We start from the raw sequence: 19,787 nt of genomic DNA, 5'->3' as shown, positions 1-19,787 counted from the left end.
ATTTCTATGCTTAAACATCTTCTACTCTACTTTTCAAGGTTGTTACCAACCGTTACTCCCTTGCGGAGTGGTGCAAAGATAGCACAAAATATATCCTACTTCCAAGTGTTTTATTCCTTATTTTCTGGAATAGTCGCTAAGTGGTTGACTTAATGGCGGATAAAGTAAAAAACCCAAAGGATAATTGGTCAAAATTGTAGGTATACCATAAAAACATATTATTAAACTCACCTATTATATATATATACGCAACCAAAAGCTAAAAGAAAACTTTCAACTACATTGTTTTTATTCGGAAACAAAAAACGGTATATAAAGACGCAAATATGCGTGTACCTTAATTACTCAATTAAACTTACAAATATTACATGTGAAATCGGAAAGCAAAAAATAATGAGTCTTGAAAATAAATACAGATTAAGCGTAAATTAAAACAAATAAGTAGTAGCTGAAATATGGCTACTACTTATTTGTTTGATCAATAATCACCTTTATTTACGATTTATTATACATTGCCTTGATTTAAGCATATAATTTAGACCAATCAGATCGTATTACTACTGATTATCGGCATTTTTATTAATCATAGCATCCCCTGCAATTGCAGCACCTGCAAGTCCTACGACCCCCACAGATATTAAAGTCTTAGCAAATCCGGTTCGGTTTTCGTTAACTATATTTGCATCCTTTTGATTATTGAATAAGATAATCTTCGAGGGATTAACACCAGTTTTCGCTATGCGAGAAATATAAAATTCATGCTGATAATCTACGCTCTGTGGAGAGTTATCTTTTAACGTAAACACGGTAATAAAAGACTTAAACTTCAAGGGGGAGTTCATCTCAGTGAAGCTAGCGGTAGATACATAGGTAACCCCAGTTGACACATCACTATCCATTGGAACCTTTCGAAATTCTGATTTTGCCAGTTTAACTTCTTTTAAATCATTCAAAGCATATATAGACCTGGTTATTTTTGCACCTGGCGGAATAAAGCTCTGCCTATTTGAAATTTGGGCCGTTCCTCGCATCTCGCCATAATAATTTTTCGCTTCTGTTCCTAAGTTATTATAGGCTGTGCCACTTACATCAGCAGTCAAATGAACATTATCATCTACGAAGCTATAAGTCGTTTCACCAATCACTAAAGCCGAACGTTCCCAATCTACAAATAACGGTTCCTTGAGTTTGTTGAATACTTCAACATTTAGGGGCATATTAGTCCCCGAAAAACTATAGGTAAATGCTAAAGAGTCATTTACCATATTAAACTTACCTGTTTCGGGGTTTTGAACAGTGTTCTTACTTGCAACAGTACTCACCATATAGCTTTTGCAGGAAGAAAGACTTACAAACATAGTTAATAGAAATACGACTCTTTTCATAATAATGAAGTTAGGTTCAAATTGTGGGTATTAAGGTTTAAAGTTCAATAGAAAGCTAAAATAAAACAATAAAGTATCTTAAAGTAATTAATTTTAAGTAAAAAGCATCCACAAATAACTACACTATATAAGTATAAGATGCATCTAACATGATGGCCTTGCAAAATATCACAAAACGCTTCTTTATACTATTAAAACTAAAATCCTAATAATAAACACAATACAGTATGAAAGAGTGTTATATACACACATTTAGCTACCTTAAAAAATCAATACTAAAAATAAAGAAGGTTTCCCAAAAGGTCACCTTCTTTATTTTAAAGGGAAAATACTATTTCCATCCACCACCTAAGGCTCTATATAAAGCGACAAAGCTATTTAATTGTTTTTGTTTCAATTCAACCAAATCAAGTTCACTCTTTAGTGCATTGCTCTGCGCAGTTATCACTTCAAGATATGTAGCATAGCCAGACTTAAATAATAAAGAAGCATTTCGTACGGCTAACTGCGAATTAGTAACCCTTTGTTGTGCAAAAGCCAGCTGTTCTTCCTGCTTATCTACCGTTGTGATAGTATTAGATACCTCAGCAACAGCTTCCATTACTTCACGCTGAAAAATCAATTCACTTTTATCGCGTTCTATTTTAGCTACTTCATGTTTATTCTTAAGCTTATTATTTTTAAATATAGGCGTAGTTAATTCACCAACTACAGCACCTAACAAAGCTCCAGGTATATTAAACCAATTTTTGGGCAACATAGCATTTACACCAAATACAGCACTCAAACTCAACTGAGGGTAGCGCAACAACTGTGCGATATTAGCATCAGCATTTGCTTTGATCAAGTCATATTCTGCGGACTTGATATCAGGCCTATTACGTATTATTTCTAACGGACTACCTAAAGAAAAGTCATGATTAAAATTTACAAGCTTATTATTTAAATTGTTACCGCGAATAATATTAGCAGGCATCTCACCAACAAGCAGTCTTAACGCATTTTCTTGAATAATGATTGCTTTTTCCAAGTCTGGAACCAATGAAGCTGCTACCAAACGTTGTGACTCAGTCTGCTGTAATGCTAGAGCAGTAATCTCACCAGCCTCAAACTGAAGCTTTATCATACGTAGAGTGCTATCATTTAAGCGTACATTTCGCTTTGCGACTTCAATTTGGGCATCCAACTTAAGTAAGTTAAAATATCCCGAAGCGATATCAGCAATCAACTTAGTTTGAACGGCATTTCTTGCTTCTTGTGTATTCAACCAATCTGCTTTGAGCGCATCCTTTTGATTTGCGATCTTGCCCCAGATATCTATTTCCCAACTAAACTCTAAGCCTGTAGAATGTTGAGATTGATATGTAGATAAGGTCTGCGGTGGTTCCTCCCCTTTCTGGGCGTACCATTTTGCCGCTGGAGAGGCATAAAAATCTTCCGAACGAAATTGCTTATTTATAGTCCCTAAATTAGCCTCTACAGAAGGTAAATAGCCTAATTTATTGATGCGTAAATTACGGTTTGCTATTTCCATATTTTTGAGTGCTAAACGCATATCAAAATTATTGACCAAGCCCGAATCTATTAATGCCACTAGCACAGTGTCATTAAAAAAATCACGCCATACAATCGTATGCAAAGCTAAGGCTGTAGAATCTGCATCCCAAGCACCTCGAAAAGACACAGGCTCATTTAATTCAGGTTGTACATATTTGCTACCAACTTTACATCCCGTTAATAAAAAAGTCGTGAAGACAATACATAAGCCTATTTGTAATATCAATTGTCTCATTTTATTTCTCCTCCGATTTAAATTTCAATTTAACACGTTCGTCCAATGTTTTGAACACAATAAACAATACAGGTATAATAAAAATACCGAATGCTACACCTGCCACCATACCGCCTGCGGCGCTAAAACTAATAGAATGATTTCCTATTGCTGAGGGTCCTACAGACCACATCAAAGGTACTAATCCCACGATAAATGCTAATGATGTCATCAATATAGGCCTCAATCGCAACTTCGCTCCTGCTATTGCAGCATCATAAATCGACATTCCTTTATCACGCTCTTGGACAGCAAACTCTATAATCAAAATAGCATTCTTAGCAAGAAGCCCAATCAGCATAATCAAACCTACCTGTACATATATATTATTCTCTATGCCCACTAAGAATATAGTTACAAATACCCCCACTAAACCTACAGGAACAGATAATAATACTGCCCAAGGCAAAATATAACTTTCATATTGTGCCGATAACAAAAAGTATACAAAAAGAATACAAAGACCAAATATCAATACTGTCTGCGAACCAGCCTTACTTTCTTCATAGGACATACCTGTCCATTCATACCCGAAGTTACCCGGTAACTTATCTTCAGCCAATTTTTCAATAGCCTTCATCACGTCACCAGTACTACTCCCCGGAGCAGGGTTCACATTTACGGTGATCGCATTATACAAATTATAGCGCGTAATAGATTCAGGTCCTACAACTTTTCTAAGGGTCATCAGTGTCCCAACAGGAACCATGTCCCCTGCTTTATTGCGTACAAAAATAGAATTCAACGACTCAGGGTCCGTACGATGTTCAAAATCCGATTGGATATAAACGCGATATGTTCGTCCAAAGCGATTAAAATCCCCCGCACTTACCCGCGCAAAATACATACGAATACTATTCATCATATCTTTGATATCTATTCCTAAGCTCTTTGCTTTGACGACGTCAATATCAGCTTCATATTGCGGGAAATTGGATTTGAAAGAAGTATATGCATTATCTACTTCAGCTAAATCATTGATCTTATTGATAAAAGAGTCTGCTACAATATCAAAATCTCTAATATCGCCCCCCATTCTATCTTGTAATACCAATTGCACACCTGCAAAATCGCCAAACCCTTGCACTGTTGGCCTTGGAAACACTTTAAATGAAGCTTCATTGATTACAGAAAGATCCTTACGGATAGTATCCATAAAATCATCTATATTCTTGATATGTTCACGCTCTTTATGTGGTTTCACATTGATATATCCTGCTGCAAAAGCAGCACTAGATCCACCATCTAATGCATTGAACCCAGACACTGTAGTCATTCCTTCAATATCTGCTCTTTTTTTCAATATACTATCTGCTCTATGCAAGACCTCAGTAGTACGCGCAAGAGAAGCGCCAGGAGGCATAGCCAGCGAATAGGTTACAAAGCTATCATCTTCAGTCGGTATAAAGCTCTTTGGAGTAAAATACATTAACGCAAAGCCTACAGACGACACAACTGCAAGACCTATAAAAGCGATCTTTTTATGATTGGCCAAATATTTTACGCCTAAGATATACTTAGATGTAAATCTATCGAATGAGGCATTGAAAGCTGTAAAAAATCGAACTTTATATTTCTCTAAAGATCTCATTTTCGCTTCTTCCTCCAAATCCTTTTTATGTACAGGTTTTAGCAATAAAGCACATAGTGCCGGAGATAAAGTCAAAGCATTGAATGCAGATATCAAAATTGCTGTTGCTAAAGTATACGCAAACTGTCTATAAAATACCCCTGCAGGTCCTTCCATAAATCCTACCGGAAGAAAAACCGCAGCCATCACTAATGTGATAGAAAGAATAGCTCCAGTAATCTCAGACATCGTCTGTATAGTAGCTTCCTTGGCGCGCATGCCTGTTTCATGCATTTTTTGATGTATTGCTTCGACTACCACAATAGCATCGTCGACCACAATACCAATCGATAATACCAAGGCAAACATAGTCAACACATTCAATGAGAAGCCAAATAAGCTTAAGAAAAAGAATGTACCTATCAAAGAAACAGGAATCGCAATAGCCGGAATTAAAGTAGATCTAAAATCTTGTAAGAAGATAAATACTATAATAAAAACTAATATAAAAGCTTCGAACAATGTACTTTTTACTTGATTGATAGACTGATCAATCTGATCCCTTACACTATATGATATATCATAATGAATTCCCTTAGGAAAAGTCTTTGACAATAGCGCCAATTCCTTACGCACTTGCACATCTATTTCATGGGCATTGGACCCACTTGTTTGGGTGATATTCAAGGTTAAGCCAGGGTGTCCATTTACTTTATTATCACTACCCAAATTGGTAGCTCCAAATTCAATCCTTGCGATATCACGTAAGTACAATATAGAACCATCTTTATTTGTTTTGATGACCATATTTTCAAACTGCTCGGGCTTGCTAAACCTACCTTTGTGTTTGATCACTGTTTCAAAAACCTCATCCGACGTCTCACCAAATTTACCGGGTGCAATTTCAAAGTTTTGATCATTTAGTGCTTTGGTTACATCTTGCGGTATAATATTATATACCGCCATCTTCTCAGGATTTAACCACACGCGCATCGAATAATCACGTGCCCCGACTCTAGATACTTGAGCAACACCATCAATACGTAATAATGGGCGTATCAAATTAATCTGTGCATATGCTTGTAAAAATGTTTCATCATATACGCTATCCACCCTATCTGAAAATATATTAATAGTCATGATGGCGCCACTTTGACGTGGTTGCACTGTTATACCATTCGCATTTACTTCAGCAGGAATAGCACTAATAGCCTTAGAAATACGGGTTTGTACGTTTACGGAAGCAATATCCGGATTGGTTCCTGTTTTAAAAAATACTTGAACGGAACCAGAACCTGAATTCGTTGCTGAAGATTTGATATAGGTCATATCTTCAACACCATTAATAGCTTCCTCTATAGGTAATAAAACACTTTCTGCAACCGTCTCCGAATTAGCCCCAGGATAACTCAATGAAACCACCACACTAGGCGGAGCAATTTCAGGAAATCTCGTAATAGGCAACATTTTTAGCCCCACTAACCCCAAGATTAGTAATATTAAAGACATAACAGTCGCTAATACGGGTTTATTAACAAATATTTTTAACATAAGATGCTCTTAATTTATAACAAAAGAAACTCACCCCTGGTGTATAAAACACCAAGAAAAACTATAATTGTATTGGATATTATTGATGAATAGGGATCACTTTGGACCCTTCAGATATTTTATCTAATCCTGTCAATAGAATACGGTCACCTATAGCTAATCCTTCAGAGATAATATAATTATCTTTACTCGTACCGCTAATTTTTATCGCTCTACGGCTTACGTTATTATCTTTATCTAAGACATACACAAAAGTTTTATCCTGTAACTCGCTGGTGGCTACCTGCGGAATTTGTATAACATTTTTCTTTGTCTCAGATATCTTCAACGTTCCAGTGCTACCATTACGTAAAATATTATTATAATTAGGAAAAGATGCTCGCAAAGATATCGCTCCTGTCGTACGATCAACTTGACCGTTGATAGCATCTACCACACCTTTATAGGTATATTCTTCCCCATCCGCAAGAATCAACGTAGCATCTGGAAAACGTAATGCATTTTTACTACGTGGTATCCCTTGAATACTATCTTCTTTCAATTTTAATTTAGAGAAATACAAAAAGTCAGACTCATTCATCGAAAAGTACACGTATACATCCTGCACATCAGATAAAACAGTTAACGATTCCTTATCATTTTTTGAAACTAGATTACCTATTCTTTTTGGGATACGCCCGATATATCCACTAACAGGAGCTGTAATAAGAGAAAATCCTTGATTAATTTGTGCACTACGCACAGCAGCTCCGGCTTGATCTAATGAAGCCTTTGCTACATCATAATCCGCTCTTGCGGATTGAAGTTTTACCACAGAAATAACATCATTATCTACTAATGGTTTCAAACGATCGATTTCTAATTGCGCATTACGGAGTTTAGCTTTGGCGACATTCTGATTAGCTAAAGCATTATTTAAAATTTCCTCATATGCTAAAGCATTCAACTTAAAAAGTTTTTGTCCTTTCTCCACAAACTCCCCTTCATCAATATATATCTCTCCCAATATACCCTCGATTTGAGGTCTTATTTCTACGTTTACTTTACCTTCTATGGTACCGATATAGTTCTTTACTGTAATAGCATCACTCGTATCAACAGTAAATACAGGGAGTGCGAGTGGCTTAATCGCTTTGCCAGACTCTTCAGCACTGGTATTATTACAGTTATAAAAAATAACTACACTTAATATAAGTGTGAATAAAGTTAAAACTCTTCTTATAGACATATTCTTCTTCTTCATATTTTCGCCTTTCATAAATCAATGTAACCGCCCTGTTACAATAATATTAAAAAGAATATAATTTACTTGTCTGAATACTATTTTTTAACAGTCTTTAACAAAGTTTAAGACATTAAAAATAAAGTTTTAATATTTTCCAAAACAACTGATTATGTGTATAATGAGAAGATAAAAACCACAAGATTATCATACAAGAATTAAAAAATCATTGTGTAAATTTAGTAAAGCAAAAACAGAAGACAACATGAGCATCAATCATATTTTTGACAATAACAAAGAATGGATAAATAAAAAATTATCCATTGACAAAGATTACTTTAAAAAACTAGCACAAGATCAGACGCCAGAAATACTTTATATTGGTTGCTCTGATAGCCGTGTATCTGCAGGCGACTTGATGGAAGTAGAGCCAGGAACAGTATTTGTACACCGAAATATAGCCAACCTAGTTCCCAATACAGATATGAACTCAAAATCTGTAATTGACTATGCTGTAACACATCTTGATATAAAACATATCGTTGTCTGTGGTCACTATAAATGTGGCGGTATAAAAGCAGCGATGGAGAAAGAGAATCTTGGTGTATTAAATCCATGGCTCGGCAATATACGAGATGTCTACCGTCTTCACTTTGACGAGTTGGAAGCGTTAACAGATCTCGAGCAAAGGTACGACCGATTAGTGGAGCTCAATGTTGCAGAACAATGCATCAATGTATTAAAAATACCCACTGTCCAAGAGGCTATTATCAAGAAAAAACTCCAAATGCATGGTTGGGTTTTTGATATAAAAACAGGTCAATTGATAGACCTAACCTTAGATATAATGAATGAATTTAGTAATTCACACTCTAAAGTGTCAAGCATATATCGTATAAAATAATGATCTAGATCTCGAGGTATAACAAAGGAGGGTCGAGTGATATTTATAGCTATAGAATTAAAAACTAAAAGATACTATACCAAAAATGTGCAAGTTGAAAAGCTTGAGGATCTGTTATTATAATCTAGGGGCGGTATCCAAAATTTTATGTAAATAAAACTAAGCTGGTTTTGACTGTTTTAAAATTTTCCTTTTTTTTAAACATAATTATATGGCATTGTCCAATATTTGGCAACTTATTTTAGCGCTAGGTATACGACTTTCATTACAGTATTATCTGTTGGGAAAGACATCTTGTTTTGCGTGTATTCTCATATTTTTGAATTGAAATTCTCGAATAGATTGATGGTGTAAATGATTTTATGGATGACTTTGAAATGCTCATGCAGCATGAAAACAACCCCAACTATCCAAACAAGGAGAGATAATAATATTGTGATGTTTAGTGGCTAAAACTGATACGAAACTACCTTATCAAGCACTAGGTACTTTAAACTCTTCCTCACTGATTGAGGATTTTATTTTCTATGTTCCATGACCGTTTTGGTAATTACGATCATTGAAAAATGAAGTTTAATCTTCTCCATTCTTAAAGGATATGTAGAAATTTTTATAGCTCGACAATTTCTCTTTGTCTATCTTAACTTTGTAACGTTTAAAAATAATAATAAGTTATTCTAATTAATTGATGACTTTTCGGGCTCATCAATTAATTAGAATAACTTATCAACTTACACAGCTAGCGAGATGCTACCTCTTTATGCAGAAAAATTACTAAACAATTAGAATTTAAATCCTATAGTCCAATAATTCTCAAAAAACCAAATTGTTTGCTTCGCATTATCAATTCCCTTACGACCTGTGGTATTGATGTTATTAAGATCTGTAAATCCTGCTTTAAAACTTCCTTGCAAGTATAACCATTTCAACATATGATATTGTAGACCAATTTTACCGGCAAAACCATAACCTGCAACATTCCAATAATGATTATCCCCTACTCCAAACAAACGAACATCTGTACGTGGTACTAACAAACCAGCCTCAAGACCTACCTCCGTATTTAATGATTGCTTACCTGATCTAGAACCCCAGATATCATCATATCGCTCAATTCCAATAGCTGCAAAATTGTAACCATCTGTATGTTCAAATTTCAATACCGAATCTACAAGGGTTACTTCTTCGCCATTATACTGCCCTGCCCAATCACCTGTTGAAATACCAGGCTTAGAAATCTCAGGATCTATAAACCCCTTAATTCGTACCGTCTGCGGAATATCCACCACATATTTCATGTGATCCCAGCCTAAACTAATACTATAATTATCTTTGAAAAAATAGCCAAAGTGAAAATTGAACTGTGGAATTGTTAATCGAGAAGGATCAATATAAGTTGTCCCTAATTTTGTAGGACGATCTGCTGCTGTCACCCCTAATAAAGTAAAATCATATCCAGGTCCTGTAAAATTAATATCACTTTTAGCATAAGAGCTAAAATTATACCCCCAATGTACAAAAAACTTACCCTTATTAGATTCTGTCCTTTTATTTTTAGGATTAAAAATACTTTTCGCGACGGTATCTGTATCACTTAAAGTTCTAAATTTAAAAAATCCCTGTGCAAGGGAAACATTGGCAATGAATAAAAAGACAACGACTAATTTTGAAAATTTGTATAACATGTAACTATAAAAAATAAATAAAACCCGATATCATAGTGTATCGGGTTTAAAAAAAAAGATGTTTTTAATTATTATGCTTGATTAGCACGAATTATATTTAATGCTCCACCAGCCTTGAACCACTCAATCTGTTGTTCATTGTACGTGTGATTAGCTAAAATCTCCTCTGTAGTGCCATCAGCATGATGTAACACAATCGTCAGTGGTACATTAGGTGCAAAGGTAGTCAATCCTAAGATATCAATGATATCATCTTCTAAAATTTTTCCATAATCATCTTTATTCACAAATGTTAAACCTAACATTCCTTGTTTTTTTAGATTGGTTTCATGGATACGTGCGAACGATTTTACTAATACAGCACGCACCCCCAAATGACGAGGTTCCATTGCGGCATGCTCACGTGATGAACCTTCACCATAGTTTTCATCACCTACGACAATTGATCCAATACCTACCGCCTTATAGGCACGTTGAGTAGCAGGCACAGGAGCATATTCTCCTGTTAATTGATTTTTAATATTATCTGTTTTATCATTAAAATAATTTACAGCTCCAATCAACATATTATTAGAAATATTATCCAAATGTCCTCTGTATTTCAACCAAGGACCTGCCATAGAAATATGATCCGTTGTACATTTTCCTTTGGCTTTGATTAACAATCTCAATCCTTTAAGGTCTGTACCTTCCCATGCTGCAAATGGCTCTAAAAGCTGTAAACGATCTGAAGTAGGTGATACGTCTATTGCAATTGCAGAGCCGTCTTCTGCGGGTGCTTGATAACCTGGATCATCAACCGCAAAACCCCTTTTCGGTAATTCGTCACCAAATGGAGGGTCCAATTTTACTTGTTCACCATATTTATTGGTTAATGTATCTGTCACAGGATTAAACCCTAAATCACCAGATATTGCAATCGCGGCTACCATTTCTGGAGAAGTCACAAAAGCATATGTATTTGGATTACCATCAGCACGCTTCGCAAAATTGCGGTTGAAAGAGTGAACGATAGTATTTTTCTCTTGCTTATCCGAGCCCGCTCTATCCCACATACCGATACATGGGCCACATGCATTGGTAAATATAGTAGCATTAAGGTCTTCAAAAGATTTTAATAATCCATCTCTGTCTGCCGTAAAGCGCACTTGCTCAGAACCTGGGTTAATACCAAATTCTGCTTTCGTAATTAACCCTTTTTCTACCGCCTGTCTAGCGATAGAGGCTGCACGCGACAAATCTTCATAAGATGAATTAGTACATGAACCGATTAATCCCCATTCGACTTTAGTAGGCCATCCATTTTTTGCAGCCTCTTCACGCATATGCGACGCAGGTGTATACAAATCTGGAGTAAAAGGACCATTTAAGGAAGGTTCTAAAGTAGATAAATCAATCTCGATTACTTGATCAAAATAGGTTTCAGGATCAGCATAGACTTCAGGATCAGCAGTCAAATGTTGCTTAATAGCATTTGCAGCATCCGCAACATCAGCACGGTCTGTGGCACGTAAATAACGTTCCATAGCGTCATCATACCCAAAAGTTGAGGTAGTGGCCCCTATTTCTGCTCCCATATTACAGATAGTACCTTTACCTGTACAAGACAATGATAAAGCACCATCACCAAAATATTCAACGACAGCCCCAGTTCCACCTTTTACAGTCAAGATACCGGCTACTTTTAAGATAACATCTTTGGGAGATACCCAACCAGATAACTTACCAGTTAATTTTACCCCTATTAACTTAGGAAATTTTAGCTCCCAAGGAAGTCCTGCCATCACATCACATGCGTCAGCACCACCGACACCAATAGCAAGCATCCCTAACCCACCAGCATTTACAGTATGGGAATCAGTACCAATCATAAGACCACCGGGAAAGGCATAGTTCTCCAATACTACTTGGTGAATAATACCTGCGCCAGGTTTCCAAAAACCAATACCATATTTATTTGAAACAGAGCTCAAAAAATTAAACACCTCAGAGCTTTCGTTCTTAGCACGAGACAAATCTTTGTCTGCACCTTCCTTAGCTTGAATTAAGTGATCACAATGTACTGTTGAAGGTACTGCTACTTTTGGTCGCCCCGCCTGCATAAATTGTAATAAAGCCATCTGTGCAGTAGCATCTTGCATAGCCACTCGATCCGGCGCAAAATCTACATAAGATTTAGAACGTTCGTATGCTTGTGTTGCATTACCATCCCATAAGTGTGTGTACAAAATTTTCTCTGAAAGAGTCAATGGTTTATTTACAACCTGACGTGCTGCATTAATGCGCGCATCAAATTGAGCATAAACTCTTTTGATCATATCTATATCAAATGCCATAACTATAAAGTTTTATAATTTAATTATTTCATTACTTCTATATACAATATATACATATTATATTAATTCCTAATCAAAACAATGTAAATAAATGACAATTAAGGAAGAAATAAGCATTTCTTATGCCTACAAATTAGTTTAATAAACTATACTGTAAACGCCCATATATTAAACAACAATCTTATTACAGCTACAGATTATAATGATATTGATTGACATCAAAACTATCTATACAGTTTCCAGATTGCAATATTATCTTGAGTTTTAATAATTTTTTATTCTCCTTAACCGTAATTTTTATTTTACTGTTATTTACTTTTTCAAAAATAAAACTTTCCGTATCGTGAATAAATGAATCTTGTGTAAATTTTGAGTTAAATTCTTCGTTTATATACTTTCCATCTACCGCCATACTTGAAAGCCACCAATTTCCATAATTCTTTACATCAACATAATAAACAAGTAAATTATCCTCTTTAATGGGTTTATTTACGACAATAGAGAATGGGTTACTGCAGGTACCAATAAGTGGTTCTTTACACGATACAGCAGTAAACAAAAGAATACATAACATAAAATTTCTCATCCTAAAAGTTTTGTATTAAATATATCACTTTTAATAGACAAAATTCAGCGGTATTAAAAAGCGAGGTAACCTAATAGATTACCTCGCCAATTTTATAACAATTCGTACTAAAGATTATTTAGTAGGGATTGGAGCAAATTTAGTTAAGTTAATACCTTTAACTGCAGATTTGTATTCCTCTACAGTAGGCATGCGACCTAAGATAGCAGACAACACTACTACTGGAGTAGATGCTAATAAAGACTCACCTTTCTTACCATCTCTATCTTCTACTACACGTCCTTGGAACAAACGAGTAGAAGTAGCCAATACTGTATCACCTTTAGCAGCTTTCTCTTGGTTACCCATACAAAGGTTACAACCTGGACGCTCTAAGTACAAGATGTTTTCATACTCTGTACGCGCAGCACTTTTTGGTAATGAATCGTTAAATTCGAATCCTGAATATTTTTGTAAAAATTCCCAGTCACCTTCAGCTTTCAACTCATCAATGATATTGTATGTAGGCGCAGCTACAACTAATGGCGCATTGAATGACACATAACCTTTTTCCTCTTCAATATTTTTCAACATTTGAGAAACGATTTTTAAGTCATCTTTGTGAACCATACATGAACCTACGAAACCTAAGTCTACCTTCTTATCACCACCGTAGTAAGACAATTCACGGATAGTATCGTGCGTATAACGTTTAGATACATCAGCATTGTTTACATCTGGATCAGCAATCATTGGCTCATCGATGATATCTAAATCGATAACAACTTCAGCATAATACTTCGCATTAGCATCTGGTTGTAACGCTGGTTTATCACCAGATTTGATTTCTTCGATACGCTTGTTCGCTTTGTTGATTAATCCTTGAAGAACAGCATTTTTGTTGTCCATACCTTTATCAATCATGATTTGGATACGGCTTTTAGCAATTTCTAAAGATTCAATCAATGTATCATCTTGAGAAATACAGATCGAAGCTTTAGCTTTCATCTCTGCCGTCCAATCTGTAAATGTAAAGGCTTGATCCGCTAATAAAGTACCGATGTGTACCTCGATGATACGACCTTGGAATACATTCTCTCCATCGAATTGCTTCAACATTTGTGATTGTGTAGCGTGTACCACATCACGGAAGTCCATATGCTCTTTCATTGTACCTTTGAAAGTAACTTTTACAGACTCAGGGATAGGCATAGAAGCTTCACCTGTTGCCAAAGCTAATGCTACAGTACCTGAATCGGCACCAAAAGCAACACCTTTAGACATACGTGTATGCGAGTCACCACCGATAATGATAGCCCATTCGTCGATCGTGATATCATTCAATACTTTGTGAATAACGTCAGTCATCGCGTGGTAATCCCCTTTAGGGTCGCGCGCTGTGATCACACCGAAGTCATTCATAAACTTCATCAATTTAGGGATATTAGCTTGCGCTTTTTTGTCCCATACCGATGCTGTATGACAACCTGATTGGTAAGCACCATCCACAATTGGAGAAATAACTGTAGCAGCCATTGATTCCAATTCTTGTGCCGTCATCAAACCTGTTGTATCTTGAGAACCTACAATATTTACTTCTACACGAACGTCAGAACCAGCGTGTAAGATTTTACCATCAGTCACACCAACAGCATTTTTATTGAAAATTTTCTCTACAGCTGTTAATCCTTGACCTTCAATAGAAATTTCTTTAGAAGGAGCGAAAACTGTTGGAGCAGTAATACCTAAAGTTTTAGCTGCAAAAGTTTGGATTTTTTTACCGAATACAATCGCATATGAACCACCAGCTTTGATGAACTCCATTTTTTGAGGAGTTAATGCTTTAGACATATCGATCAACTCTTGGTCGCCGTTATATAATTTTTTAGTTTTTGTATTGATTGTTAATACTGTACCCGTAGCTACAGAATAAACTTCTTCTAAAACTGGATCACCACTTTCGTTACGAACAACGTCACCATTAGCATCCACTTTTTTCTTCCAGTTTTTCAGATCGACACCGATACCACCCGTTACGTCAACTGTAGTTAAGAAAATAGGAGAAATACCGTTAGTACCACCTACGATAGGCGCGATATTAACGAAAGGAATATAAGGGCTCGCTTGTTTACCAGTCCATAATGCTACGTTATTAACACCAGACATACGTGATGAACCAACACCCATAGTACCTTTTTCAGCAATCAGCATAACGCTAGCATCAGGATGCAACGTTTGTAACGCTTTGATCTCCGCTTGTGCTTCTGGTGTGATCATACATTTACCGTGCAATTCACGATCCGAGCGCGAGTGTGCTTGGTTACCTGGAGAAAGTAAATCTGTAGAGATATCACCTTCAGCAGCGATAAAAGTAACGATTTTAATTTCTTCAGCTACTTCAGGTAATTTAGTAAAGAATTCTGCTTTAGCGTAGCTTTCCAAAATTGACGTAGCTACGACGTTACCATTATGGTACGCATCCTTCAAGCGATCCATATCTGCATCGTAAAGGAATACCTGTGTTTTAAGAACCTTAGCTGCTTCTTCCGCAATCGCTAAATCATTTCCTAAAGCTAAATCTAAAAGAACTTCGATAGAAGGACCACCTTTCATGTGCGACAATAACTCGAACGCAAAAGTTGGTGTAATCTCAACAACTTCCTCTTGACCTAGGATGATTTCTTTCAAAAATTTTGCTTTCACTGTTGCTGCAGGTGTTGTACCTGGCAAAGTGTTGTAAATAAACAAACGTAGAGACTCAGCTCTATGCTCATTGTTTACATCCTTAATTTGAGCAATAACCTCACTTAACAATTCTGCTCCGTCAATCGGTTTAGGACTTAGTCCTTGACCTTTTCGTTCTACAACCTCTTGTACGTAATCGTTGTAAATACTCATATATTTATCTTTCAATGTTAAAGGCAGTTGAAAAAAATAGAATTTACTACTTTCCTATACTACCATACGTTTAATTAAAAATAAGCTAAAACAACATTATTGTGCACCTCGCATCATAACATCAAAATAGCATCAAAACTCTTTAAAAGGCGTTGTTTAACTAAAAAACAACAACGCTATTAATAGACTGCAAAAATACTAAAAATCAATGGTTAATAATAATCCCAAAGAATCACGCATTCAATTTGGAATTATTCTAAATTGTTTTAATAAACAATAATTCAATGCAGTCAATTTTTTATAAAAAAAGCGACAAATCTAAATATTTGTCGCTTTTTTTATATTAAGCTTGCTTAATATTGATATCTACATCTTTTAATTTTTGTACTGTATCGATTGGATCAGCAGCATTAAATACAAATGACCCTGCAACTAATACATCTGCTCCTGCTTCTAATAATTGCGCTGCATTATCCAATGTAACACCACCATCAATCTCAATCAAAAGATTGTCATTAACACCACGTGCTAATTGACGTAATTCTTTAATTTTATTGTATGTATGAGGGATAAATTTCTGACCACCAAATCCAGGATTCACAGACATTAAACATACTAAATCAAGATCTTGTATAACGTCCTTTATTAATTGCACCGAGGTATGTGGATTTAAAGCTACACCAGCCTTACAACCTAACTCTTTAATAGCTGCTAATGTTCTATGCAAATGAGTAGTTGCTTCTAGATGTACTGTGATAACTTCAGCACCATTATCTTTACAGGCTTGCAAGTAACGATCTGGATCAACAATCATCAAATGCACATCCAACGGTTTTTTAGCATGTTTTGCTATTGCATTCATCACTGGGAAACCAAAGGAGATATTTGGCACGAAAACACCATCCATAATATCAATATGGAACCAATCTGCTTGGCTTTGGTTCACCATCTCCACATCTCTTTGTAAGTTGGCAAAATCAGCCGCTAACACCGAGGGAGCTATTAAATGTTTGTTAGTTGACATTGTATCTTATTAAAATTTTGCACAAAGATACGGCAATAAATTCAGTGCTAACAATATTTTAATTAAACTTTAGGACTACTTTTTACATTATTTTGAAGTTTACAGGCACACTGTATACATAAATAGATGTTTGAATAAAAATCGTTATTATTAACTACTTTTGTTAGTATAAAAACTTTATACTGTGGCAAAACTTAAGATTAATTACGTTAATAGTAAATTACAAACGAACTCACCATTCATCAAATATGGTATGGTAGTCGTCACTGTATTTCTTATATGTCTATTTCTTCCCAAGCAACCGCGATTTGAATATGAATTTCAAAAGGGTAAAGCATGGAACCATGACAACCTTATATCTCCATATAATTTTGCAATCTTAAAAACAAAAGAAGAGCTTGATAAAGACAGACAATCTATTCTAAAGACAGTATTGCCAATCTACAATCTACAGCAATCCGTAAGCAAAGAGCAGATAGACTTATTCACGACAGATCTTGCTGATAAATGGCAAAGTAGCCAGATGGATACTATAAAGTCCCTAGATATTCAAACCTATCTAGATAAAGGAGTGCAGTTGCTAACGACAATTTACAACAAAGGTGTTATATCTATTAACAATAGATATCAAGCAAAAGGTGGAGATTTTGAAAAAACAAGTGCTACGGACGCGAACTACAATTTCACACTTTTGAATAATAATATCGCTACCCAAAAAAACACGGAGGATTGCTTGTCCATAGAAAAAGCAAATGAATATATAGAAGGTGTTTTAAAAAATGATAATAAAATAAGCAAGAAAAAATGGTTGACAGATATATTAAGCAATTATATTACCGTAAACTATATATTCAATGAATCTCTAACTGAGAAAATAGAACAAACAGCATTAAACAATATCTCTACCACTAGAGGAATGGTACAAAAAGGTGAACTTATTGCCGAACGAGATAAAATTATAAATAATGATACCTATCAAAAACTAGAATCTTTACGAAAAGTATTTGATGACGAATCAAAAATTATGGGTAACAAAAATTATGTTGCCATAGGCCAATTCTTTTTAGTAGGAATAGCGATATCATTACTCCTAATATTTCTGTACTTATTCCGCAAAAATATATATAACAACAACCGACTATTAGCAATTATATTTATCGTTATATTAGCGATGCTTGCTTCATTTTCTTGGTCGGTGAACATCAAACTATCCAGTTTATATTTCATACCTTATTGTGGTGTACCTATTATCTTCAGAATTTTATTTGACACACGGATTGCATTAAACATCCATCTATTAATGGTTTTGATATGCGCGCTATTTGTTCCTAACAGCTATGATTTTGTATTCTTACAGTTTATATCTGGATTAGTCGCTATTTATAGTATCAGAACTTTGGTCAAAAGAGAACAATTCTTAATATCATCAATATTGATATTGGCGACATATATCGTGGGCTTTATAGGCTTATTCTTAACGAGAAATGGATCCTTTAGCAATATATATTGGACAGATCTATTTCCTTTTGTTGTTAGTGTAGGGTTAACATTACTAGCATATCCTTTGATTTATGCTTTTGAAAAGCTATTTGGTATTGTTTCTGATCTTACGTTAATGGAGTTGACAAATAGTAATTCGAAATTACTAAGAGAACTATCCTTAAAAGCACCCGGGACATTTCAACACTCTCTACAAGTAGCAAATTTGGCGGAGGCGGCAATCTACAAAATAGGCGGCAATACATTATTGATACGTGCCGGTGCACTATATCATGATATCGGCAAAATGAGTAATCCATTATTTTTTATTGAAAACCAAAAAAGTGGCAATAACCCGCATGAAGAGCTTACTTCTGAACAATCAGCACAAATTATAATATCACATGTACATAAAGGAATAGAAATCGCTAGACGGCACAAACTTCCTGAAGTGATAATAGACTTCATAAAGACACATCATGGCACCACACGCGTAGACTATTTCTACAACGAATTTCTTAGAAACAATCCAGACAAATTAATTGACGAATCTTTATTTGTATACCCTGGCCCTATCCCATACTCTAAGGAAACAGCTGTATTAATGATGGCCGATTCTGTTGAAGCTGCAGCACGTTCGCTAAAACAACCGACAAAAGAATCGATAAGCAACTTGGTTGATAAAATTATAGATCATAAAATAACACTTAAACAATTTGATCAAGCAGACATTACGTTGAAGGATATTAGCGATGTTGGATTAATCTTCAAAAATATGTTGATGAGTATTTATCATGTTCGAATTGACTATGATCTTTTCAAGAAAAAAGATTAGATAAATTAATCATTTTGAAAGTCAATATGTTAAATGAAAAACGATAAAAAAAATAAAAAAATCGGCCTTTAAAGTTTGCAGAATAATTTTTTTGCCGTATGTTTGTGGTGTCGAAACACGGAGGGGTGCCTGAGTGGCCGAAAGGAACAGTTTGCTAAACTGTCGTACTGGAAACGGTACCGCGGGTTCGAATCCCGCCCCCTCCGCAAAGACTTTTACAATAAGTTAGAAAAGCCTATAAATAGCAATATTTATAGGCTTTTTTGTGTTTTAGCCTACTAGATTATTCAATATTTCGGGGATCATGTACAAAAGTTGTGGATTAGATAAAAAAATCTGAGATTTATGTTTTGATATTTGATATAAATGCACGACTCGTTTAAGGCTTTAATGCCATTGATTATTCCGGAGGGAGTTTCTGATTATTTTGAAATGACCCATTATACTAAAGAAGATAAAAGACTTGACATCTTTCTAGAAGAACTAAACCTTATACCTGAAG

At 35.3% G+C, this 19,787-nt stretch carries 11 protein-coding genes and 1 tRNA gene; 3 read left to right on the top strand and 9 right to left on the bottom strand.

The genetic code is table 11. From position 1 onward, the window contains the following. Nucleotides 1–557: 557 nt before the first annotated feature. The 4 genes from IP023_RS14755 to IP023_RS14740 all read right to left on the bottom strand — a co-directional run bounded on the left by IP023_RS14755 (nt 558) and on the right by IP023_RS14740 (nt 7,580). Nucleotides 558–1,385, bottom strand: a complete 828-nt coding sequence (locus tag IP023_RS14755) for a hypothetical protein (RefSeq protein ID WP_241791186.1) — start codon at nt 1,383–1,385, stop codon at nt 558–560. Nucleotides 1,386–1,716: 331 nt separating this feature from the next. Then, a complete protein-coding gene (locus IP023_RS14750; RefSeq protein ID WP_241791185.1) occupies nt 1,717–3,177 on the bottom strand; it encodes an efflux transporter outer membrane subunit in 1,461 nt (486 codons plus the stop codon). Nucleotide 3,178: 1 nt separating this feature from the next. Then, nucleotides 3,179–6,337 carry an efflux RND transporter permease subunit gene (locus tag IP023_RS14745; protein WP_241791184.1) on the bottom strand — a complete coding sequence of 1,053 codons (3,159 nt, stop codon included), beginning with the start codon at nt 6,335–6,337 and terminating at the stop codon, nt 3,179–3,181. A 79-nt stretch (nt 6,338–6,416) separates the two neighbouring features. Beyond that, complete coding sequence (locus tag IP023_RS14740) at nt 6,417–7,580, bottom strand: efflux RND transporter periplasmic adaptor subunit (RefSeq protein WP_241791183.1); 1,164 nt, start codon at nt 7,578–7,580, stop codon at nt 6,417–6,419. A gap of 244 nt (nt 7,581–7,824) precedes the next feature. Between IP023_RS14740 and IP023_RS14735 the strand changes: the two genes are divergently transcribed. Next, nucleotides 7,825–8,463 (top strand): carbonic anhydrase, encoded by a 639-nt coding sequence (locus tag IP023_RS14735; protein ID WP_241791182.1) that lies wholly within the window; start codon nt 7,825–7,827, stop codon nt 8,461–8,463. 782 nt (nt 8,464–9,245) lie between these two features. Here IP023_RS14735 and IP023_RS14730 read toward each other — a convergent pair. From IP023_RS14730 to rpe, 5 genes are all read right to left on the bottom strand, one after another. After that, nucleotides 9,246–10,148: a hypothetical protein gene (locus IP023_RS14730; protein WP_241791181.1), complete on the bottom strand. Its 903-nt coding sequence runs from the start codon at nt 10,146–10,148 to the stop codon at nt 9,246–9,248. A gap of 71 nt (nt 10,149–10,219) precedes the next feature. Further along, nucleotides 10,220–12,484 (bottom strand): aconitate hydratase, encoded by a 2,265-nt coding sequence (locus IP023_RS14725; protein ID WP_241791178.1) that lies wholly within the window; start codon nt 12,482–12,484, stop codon nt 10,220–10,222. 190 nt (nt 12,485–12,674) lie between these two features. Continuing rightward, nucleotides 12,675–13,070 carry a hypothetical protein gene (locus IP023_RS14720; protein WP_241791176.1) on the bottom strand — a complete coding sequence of 132 codons (396 nt, stop codon included), beginning with the start codon at nt 13,068–13,070 and terminating at the stop codon, nt 12,675–12,677. Between the two features lie 114 nt (nt 13,071–13,184). Continuing rightward, nucleotides 13,185–15,947: a bifunctional aconitate hydratase 2/2-methylisocitrate dehydratase gene (locus IP023_RS14715; RefSeq protein ID WP_241791175.1), complete on the bottom strand. Its 2,763-nt coding sequence runs from the start codon at nt 15,945–15,947 to the stop codon at nt 13,185–13,187. Between the two features lie 343 nt (nt 15,948–16,290). Then, the gene (gene rpe, locus IP023_RS14710; RefSeq protein ID WP_241791172.1) at nt 16,291–16,971 is read right to left on the bottom strand and encodes a ribulose-phosphate 3-epimerase; all 681 of its coding nucleotides are present in this window, start codon (nt 16,969–16,971) and stop codon (nt 16,291–16,293) included. 184 nt (nt 16,972–17,155) lie between these two features. Here rpe and IP023_RS14705 point away from each other — a divergent pair, with 184 nt between their 5' ends. Further along, nucleotides 17,156–19,285 (top strand): HD family phosphohydrolase, encoded by a 2,130-nt coding sequence (locus IP023_RS14705; protein ID WP_241791170.1) that lies wholly within the window; start codon nt 17,156–17,158, stop codon nt 19,283–19,285. A gap of 119 nt (nt 19,286–19,404) precedes the next feature. After that, a tRNA-Ser gene (locus IP023_RS14700) sits at nt 19,405–19,491 on the top strand. The last annotated feature ends 296 nt before the right edge of the window (nt 19,492–19,787 follow it).

The sequence above is a fragment of the Sphingobacterium rhinopitheci genome, from assembly GCF_022627575.1.
In the GTDB taxonomy this organism is placed as follows: Bacteria; Bacteroidota; Bacteroidia; order Sphingobacteriales; family Sphingobacteriaceae; genus Sphingobacterium; species Sphingobacterium rhinopitheci.
This window is presented reverse-complemented; position numbering and strand designations above follow the sequence as displayed.

Excerpts from the sequence above, each read along its gene's own strand:
- IP023_RS14720 (WP_241791176.1), bottom strand. The coding sequence starts at position 13,070 with ATGAGAAATTTTATGTTATGTATTCTTTTGTTTACTGCTGTATCGTGT.
- rpe (WP_241791172.1), bottom strand. The coding sequence starts at position 16,971 with ATGTCAACTAACAAACATTTAATAGCTCCCTCGGTGTTAGCGGCTGAT.
- IP023_RS14745 (WP_241791184.1), bottom strand. The coding sequence starts at position 6,337 with ATGTTAAAAATATTTGTTAATAAACCCGTATTAGCGACTGTTATGTCT.
- IP023_RS14735 (WP_241791182.1), top strand. The coding sequence starts at position 7,825 with ATGAGCATCAATCATATTTTTGACAATAACAAAGAATGGATAAATAAA.
- IP023_RS14750 (WP_241791185.1), bottom strand. The coding sequence starts at position 3,177 with ATGAGACAATTGATATTACAAATAGGCTTATGTATTGTCTTCACGACT.
- IP023_RS14740 (WP_241791183.1), bottom strand. The coding sequence starts at position 7,580 with ATGAAGAAGAAGAATATGTCTATAAGAAGAGTTTTAACTTTATTCACA.
- IP023_RS14715 (WP_241791175.1), bottom strand. The coding sequence starts at position 15,947 with ATGAGTATTTACAACGATTACGTACAAGAGGTTGTAGAACGAAAAGGT.
- IP023_RS14755 (WP_241791186.1), bottom strand. The coding sequence starts at position 1,385 with ATGAAAAGAGTCGTATTTCTATTAACTATGTTTGTAAGTCTTTCTTCC.
- IP023_RS14725 (WP_241791178.1), bottom strand. The coding sequence starts at position 12,484 with ATGGCATTTGATATAGATATGATCAAAAGAGTTTATGCTCAATTTGAT.
- IP023_RS14730 (WP_241791181.1), bottom strand. The coding sequence starts at position 10,148 with ATGTTATACAAATTTTCAAAATTAGTCGTTGTCTTTTTATTCATTGCC.